This window comes from Rubritalea sp. (genome assembly GCF_039830215.1).
Classification (GTDB): domain Bacteria; phylum Verrucomicrobiota; class Verrucomicrobiia; order Verrucomicrobiales; family Akkermansiaceae; genus Rubritalea.
On sequence record NZ_JBDOPO010000268.1, the window covers coordinates 1 to 7,233 of the forward strand.

The window sequence follows — 7,233 nt, forward strand, 5'->3', positions numbered from 1 at the left end:
TCCCTAAAGCCTCCTCAGAAAGAGCGCAGCTAGTAAAATATTAAGGTGGGGGAACTATAAAAAATCTACTCTGAGATTGGGTTCCAATAATGGTGATATTTGATAAGGCGAGCTTTATAGCTGTTGAAAAAAAGCCCTTTGCTTACCCGGTCGAAGAGAAGTTAATCAAGCCGCACCTCGAGGGACTACAGGCTCTTCAAAAATACCGACAGGGCTAAAAAGCACCCCCCAAAAAAAATCGTGGTATCGAGAATTTTGGAGAGTCCGCCACATGGCATAATGACTACGGGGGCTCTTATGGAAAAAAAAGAGGGCCTTTGATGTGACACAAAGACCCTCGGTAAAATGGTGCGCAATACAAGATTTGAACTTGTGACCTTTGCCATGTCAAGGCACTGCTCTACCACTGAGCTAATCGCGCGTTATGTTTAACTTGCCTGTAGCAGGTCAACGGGCGAAACCTAGGATTACCGCCCGTTGAGTGCAAGGATTTTCTGCTTAAATTTCGAGAGCTTTCACTGAGATAACTCCAGCAGCAGCACCGAGTGTGTCGATAATCTCCTGAGTAGCAGGGGAATCGAGCTCGATCACTGTGAGAGCATTGCCTTCAGATTTATTGCGAGCGAGTGAGAGGTTTGCGATGTTGAGCTGGCTCTCAGCTAGCTGAGTTCCAATGAGTCCGACGATTCCTGGGCGGTCGTCGTTACGGACGATGAGGAAGTTTCCTGCTATATTGGTGTCGACGTAGAGCTTGTCGATCTCAACGATACGTGGGGACTTACCGATGATTGTTCCTGCGAGGCGGAATTTCTCACCACCTTTGTTGAGTTCAGCAACGATGAGCTCAGAGTACTCAGTGGTCGCATTGATAGTGGATTCGATGAGTTCGAGTCCAAGCTCTTTGGCGATAGCTGGGCAGTTGACGATATTAGTATCTTCGCGGCTTTCGGAAAGGAAACCGTGGAGCACTGTGCGTGACACAAGTGCTGTATCTTTCTCAGCAACAGCTCCGTGGAATGAAACGCGTATAGAGTCAGGGCTGACTGGTCCAAGCTTTGCGAGGAACTTTCCGAGCGACTTAGCAAGTCCGAGGTAGCCGCCGATCTCGTCGAGCGCCGCAGCGTCGAGCGATGGCATGTTGATAGCATTGCGGATCTCACCAGAGGTGAGGAAGTCGCGGAGCTGCTCAGCCACTTGGATACCTACATTCTCCTGAGCTTCGTTAGTGGATGCGCCAAGGTGTGGGGTGAAAGCTGTGTGCTTAGGAAGGTCAAAAAGTATGTGGTCAGATGCTGGTGGCTCGTCTTCGAATACGTCGAGTCCACACCCGGCGATGTGACCTGAGTCGATCGCTGCACGCAGTGCTGGCTCGTCGATGAGGCCACCGCGTGCACAGTTCACTACGATTGCGCCTTTGTTCATGAGAGCTAGGCGATCAGCATTGATGATGTGCTTTGTGTCAGGAGTCATTGGCACGTGGAGAGTGACAAAGTCAGCTCCAGTGAGTGCTGCGTCAGGAGTCTCAGCGAGCTCAACTTTGAGTTGGTCAGCGCGGGCTTGGGTGAGGAACGGGTCGAATGCGATGACTGTCATACCGAAGGCTTGAGCGCGCTTGACGAACTCAGTACCGATGCGACCCATGCCGATCACAGCGAGTCGCTTGGTATAAATTTCGATCCCTTTGAATGCTTTACGGGCAGCTGGGAATTCACCAGCGAGAACGCCTGCGTGTCCAGGTCCGATGTTACGTGCTGCAGAGAGCATGAGAGTGAACGCGAGCTCAGCAGTAGAGATTGTGTTACCAGTTGGTGTGTTCATTACGATCACGCCATTGTCAGTTGCAGCGTCACGGTCGACATTGTCAACACCGACACCTGCGCGGCCGATGACTTTAAGGTTTGTAGCCGCTTCAAGTACAGCGCGTGTCACTTTTGTTTGAGAGCGGATGATGAGACCATCGTAGTCGCCTATAATTTCAAGGAGAGCTTCAGGTGTGAGGCCAGTGTTTACGTCGACTTGAAGGTCTGGGTGCTGAGTGAGTGCTTCGACTCCAATTTCAGAGATTGGGTCAGATACGAGGATACGCTTTTTGGACATGGGCAAGAACTACGGATTCGACCGAACCTTGTCAAAGCCCGTGCGTGTCTTATTCGTCATCATCTTTTCTTTGTGCTTAAATTGCTACCATTCGTGATCTTTTTGGTAAGATGGTCGACTCTTTCAGCCAGTAAAGATGGGTGAAATAAACTGCTTTGAGTGCCCTTGCTTTGTCATCCTACTTAACTGATGGCAGCAAGACTTGACCCAGCGTGGAACTATGAAAGACTACTGATAGTTACTCAAATTTAGTTATGAACGAATACGAAAATAACCGCCGCCCATATTCCTCAAAGGTTGTGGATGGTGATGACCGTGCACCAAGCCGCGCCATGCTCTACGCTGTTGGCTTTGAAAAAGAAGATTTTGACAAACCACAGATAGCTATCGCTTCGCTTTGGAGTGAAGTGACTCCTTGTAATATCCACCTCGATAAGCTCGCAGTGGAAGCATCTAACGGGGCAAATGCAGCTGGAGGTAAGGCTCTTACTTTTGGTTCTATCACAGTTTCTGATGGTATCTCCATGGGTACAGAGGGAATGAAGTACTCTCTCGTGTCCCGCGAGGTTATAGCAGACTCTATCGAGACAACTGTTGGAGCTGAAGGAATGGACGGACTCGTTGCAGTTGGTGGCTGTGACAAGAACATGCCAGGTTGCATGATCGCGATCGCACGACTCAACCGTCCTGCAGTATTCATCTACGGAGGTACGATCCTTCCTGGTTGTGCTTCAGTAAAAGGTAAGCAAGAAGACCTCGATGTGGTTTCAGTTTTTGAGGCTGTAGGAAAACATGCAGCTGGTGAATTCAATGACGGCGAGCTTGAGACTGTCGAGAGCTGCGCTATTCCTGGTGCTGGTTCCTGTGGCGGAATGTACACAGCGAACACAATGGCTTCAGCTATCGAAGCTCTCGGAATGTCCCTTCCTAACAGCTCAGCGCAAGCCGCTGTGGGAGACGATAAGATGATGGATTGTTTCGACGCTGGTGCCGCCGTAGTTAACATGATCGACAAAGGTATCCGCCCTAGCGATATCATGACGCGTAAAGCCTTTGAAAATGCGATCACTGTCGTTATAGCACTGGGAGGTTCTACGAATGCAGTGCTTCACCTGCTCGCAATGGCTCACGCAGCTAACGTGGAGCTTTCTATCGATGACTTCACAGAAATCGGTAAGCGCGTACCTGTTGTTGCTGACCTCAAGCCATCTGGCAAGTACGTCATGGCTGACCTCGTGAAGATCGGTGGAACTATCCCACTCATGCGCACGCTTCTCGAAGCGGGCCTCCTCCACGGTGACTGTATGACAGTGACAGGCAAGACAATGGCTGAGAACCTAAAGAGCTCAACACTCTTCTACCCAGAAGGCCAGAAGGTCATCCTTCCGCTCGATAAACCAAAAAAGAAAGACAGTCACCTCCGTATCCTTTACGGAAACCTCGCAGCTGAAGGTTCTGTAGCAAAAATTTCTGGTAACGAAGGCACGCTCTTCACAGGATCTGCGCGTTGTTTCGATTCTGAAGAAGAATCCATGAAGGCAATCCTGGCTGGAGAGATCAAGGCTGGCGATGTCATCGTTGTTCGCCGCGAAGGGCCGAAAGGTGGTCCAGGTATGCGTGAAATGCTTGGGCCAACAGCAGCAGTAATGGGGCGCGGTCTCGGTGACAGCGTTGCGCTGATCACCGATGGTCGTTTTTCTGGAGGTTCTCATGGATTCGTGGTTGGGCACATCACTCCTGAAGCACATGTTGGTGGTGTGATCGGTCTCCTTAAGGATGGCGACACAATCACTATCGATGCTGAGAGTAATGAGATCAACGTTGACCTCACAGAAAATGAGATCGCGGAGCGTAAAGCTGCTTGGGTTCAGCCTGAGCCTCGCTACCGTCGTGGCGTTCTTGCCAAATACGCAAAGCTCACTGAGTCAGCATCAAAAGGTGCTGTGACTGACATGGGGCTCTAATCTAAGAGGTTATACTGTAGCCTAAAGCGTAGTCTTGCTATGAGGCTGCGCTTTTTTGTGCCCTTATGGCTTCAAGTTCGAGCTGATAATGGCCAAAGCTTAGGGAGGTTGGCATCGTTTCGCACACCTTATTTCCTCTAACAAACTTCTCCCAACTGGAATGATTGATGGGGGTGATGCAGGTATCAGCTTTGAGTGCTTTTTTCGAAACTATTCAGATTGATTACACAAGTAGCTTGATTGGAGTTGTCGCTATATTTGATGGCTGCTAGATGAAGTGGACCAATAGAGTGAGTAGGCAAGTCAAGGACATGAGGAAAGGCCTTAGTTTTTTTAGAAGTCATGGTGTGAAGTGTGTGAAGTACAAATAGTCGTCACCTATACAGCTTCATTTCACTGCTGAGGTATTGTGCGTAGCAGCGCAGAGGAATGTGTATGCGACGCAGTTAGGGCTGGTGAGCATTTGCTGTATGACTTGAGTTGGTCCTACAGTGTCTGAGTAAGATGTGGGAGTTGAACTAGTATACCTTTTGTAGCCTCTGCAGCGTTCATGCAAGCACAGGTTGACGTTACAGGCGGCTTGGTTAGCAGGTTCTACGAGGTATCACTTACCTACGCTGAGACAAGCAACCAATGTCAGGGCGCCGATAGCGAATATCCAAGAGCAGAGCTTATGTGTGAGTTCACTTGGCAGGGTGATTTCTTTAACTGATGTCATGGAATAATCGATTACATCGAGAAGTCTAGCAGACTGCCAAATAGTGTGTGCCCGTGTGCTGTAGGGTGTTCTTTGAATACAAAAATCTTGTTATACGAAAAGGGAGACGTTAGCGTTTAAAGCCATGAATTCTCTGCGTTTACTAGCTGTTGCCGCCTGTGTTGCGGTATTTTCCTCCTGCTCTTCTAGCGTTCATATGCCCAAGGGGAGCAGCAGGGGCTACACATCAGCTCGCACAGTGAAACGTGCACCTAATGCCTCGGCCATCACATCATCTCGCGAGAAGAGCGTGCACAACCTCATTCAAGGTAATATTAAGGCGCAATTCAAAGCGCGGGGGATGGGCTATAATGCTCCAGATGCAGATCTCGTAGTCGGTTACATGGTTGTCTACCAAAACAATTCTATGACCACCTCATTTGATGACTACTTCGGCTACGGACGTGGAGGCAGTGAAATCCTAGATCAGGCGCACAAAAAGGGGGTGATCGAAGGTAACCGCGCAGATTATTTTGAACGTGCAGGATTGATCGTCGACGTTATCGACGCCAAAACTAACAAGTTGATATTCCGCAATGTTTCTGTCGGAGACATCGTGAATGGTGCGACAGATGCTCAGCGAAAGCAGGCTATTGCGAATGCTGTGAATGAAGCTCTCGTTCCATTCTTCAAGTAAGTCTAACGATTTCTTATAAACTCCCAGTTGCTCGTCGTGGATGGGGAGTTTTTATCTTTAATTAGGCTTGCCGAGGGACAGCAAGGAATGCCTGGTGCAAGAATTCAATAACGCTGCTAGCTGTAAGGGTTTCTTCGGTTTCAGCCTGCGAAGCTATGGCTAACTGAGCGGCTTCGCCCGCTAACCAAGCACCTAGATTACAGGCTTCTATCTGAGAGTATCCCTGAGCGCAGAGCCCTCCAATGAGTCCGCTGAGAACATCACCTTGACCAGCAGTCGCCATTGCTGGGGATCCGCTGGAATTGATGAATAGTGGTGAACCAGGGGCAGTGATAATTGTTCGGGCTCCTTTCAGCAGGAGGGTGATAGAATGGAGATTACAGAAGTCCTGAGCCGTTTCTTCTCGACTACCAGAGCTGAGGTGTAAGCGTTTCATTTCCCCGGGGTGTGGGGTGAGAATACATTTAGAATGGAGAACTGAGTGCTTTTGCTCTCTGGCAATGAGGTTGAGTATGTCGGCGTCTAATACGGTTGGTACTCCGGATTTCTCAACAAGCTCTATAAGCTGGTTTGCGAGGTCGCTCGGAGGATTCCCAATGCCAGGGCCGAGCACAAGCGCATCGAAGTTTCTCTCTAACATGGATAGTGGAGTAATGCTGGACTGCACCATTATTTCGGGCGGCAGCATGGGGGCTAGGGTGGGATATAGAGCAGGAGGTGTAAACATTGTGATGAGGCCTGCACCGGATTTCAATGCAGCTGTGGCCGTCAAGACTGCGGCGCCTAACATTCCTTCGGACCCAGCCCAAATACCAACCCTTCCAGCCTGACCTTTGTGTGTATCGAAGTCACGCCTCCGCCTGCTTAGTGTGTGTGGGGTGATGAGTTGGTACGCTGCCGAGGCCGTCTCTAGGGGGTGCTCTTCAAAAGCGTCGAGAACTACCTGACTGATGGCTCCTACATGGCTTGTACTCATACTGTGGAGTAGTCCAGATTTTGGATATCCGACACTGAGAGTGTGGTCGGCTCTTACCGCACCACTGTAGATTTCGCCAGTGTCTGCGTTTACCCCACTTGGCGAATCCAGAGCAACGACTATGCAGTCCATCGAGTCGCGCGTCTCGTTGATTTCAAGAGCAATATCGGCGAGTGGTGGTCGGATCGGGCCGCTAGCTCCGATACCTAACATGCCGTCAATCAATAGTGATCCAGCTGGAGCGGGGGCAGAGCTGTCGAGTGATACGCCGTGCAGAGCCTGGAACATTTTGAGTGTGAGTGGACTAAGTTCGTTTAGCGAATACGGGCAGCGTAGTTGGAGTTCCCAGCCGGCATATTGTAGGTGCCTGGCTATGACTAGGGCATCTCCAGCATTGTGACCTTTACCTAAGTAAGCGGTAGCGCGAGAATAGTGAGGGAAGTAGCGTAAAATACTCTGAGCCATACGTTCACCAGCTTGCTGCATCAGAGCTTCAGGCGTGTGACCGATCGCAAAAACGGTATTTTCTAAATCGCGCATCGATTCGCAGCTGACGGATTGCATAGCCATTTTTATAACAAGAATGGCACGGATCGGCCATTCAAATGCGTAAGCTTTGCCAAGTAGTCCAGCGCGTGCTATGGCTTGAGTCACCAGAAGCCATGAAGCAGTACAATAAATTAGCAGAAACGACGACCCCAGAGGGCGAACCATTGGAATTATTTGAGCACGATGGTGAGTTTTTTATAAGCTCACGAGGAGAAAGGCTGATGACGAGTATTGCCTATGGATCTGATGACTC

At 49.8% G+C, this 7,233-nt stretch carries 4 protein-coding genes and 1 tRNA gene; 2 read left to right on the top strand and 3 right to left on the bottom strand.

Translation table 11 applies throughout. The annotated features are described in order from the left end of the window. Positions 1-346 precede the first annotated feature (346 nt). Both ABGY95_RS08835 and serA read right to left on the bottom strand, forming a co-directional pair. Positions 347-421: transfer RNA gene (locus ABGY95_RS08835), tRNA-Val, on the bottom strand. Between the two features lie 77 nt (positions 422-498). After that, complete coding sequence (gene serA / locus ABGY95_RS08840) at positions 499-2,097, bottom strand: phosphoglycerate dehydrogenase (RefSeq protein ID WP_347441313.1); 1,599 nt, start codon at positions 2,095-2,097, stop codon at positions 499-501. A 254-nt stretch (positions 2,098-2,351) separates the two neighbouring features. On the opposite strand from serA, the gene ilvD reads away from it, so the two are divergent. Next, a complete protein-coding gene (gene ilvD, locus ABGY95_RS08845; protein ID WP_347441314.1) occupies positions 2,352-4,061 on the top strand; it encodes a dihydroxy-acid dehydratase in 1,710 nt (569 codons plus the stop codon). A gap of 842 nt (positions 4,062-4,903) precedes the next feature. Beyond that, the gene (locus ABGY95_RS08850; RefSeq protein ID WP_347441315.1) at positions 4,904-5,455 is read left to right on the top strand and encodes a DUF4136 domain-containing protein; all 552 of its coding nucleotides are present in this window, start codon (positions 4,904-4,906) and stop codon (positions 5,453-5,455) included. Positions 5,456-5,516: 61 nt separating this feature from the next. On the opposite strand, the gene ABGY95_RS08855 is transcribed toward ABGY95_RS08850, so the two are convergent. Then, entirely contained in the window at positions 5,517-7,085 is a 1,569-nt protein-coding gene (locus ABGY95_RS08855; protein ID WP_347441316.1) for an NAD(P)H-hydrate dehydratase, read from the bottom strand. Positions 7,086-7,233 lie beyond the last annotated feature (148 nt).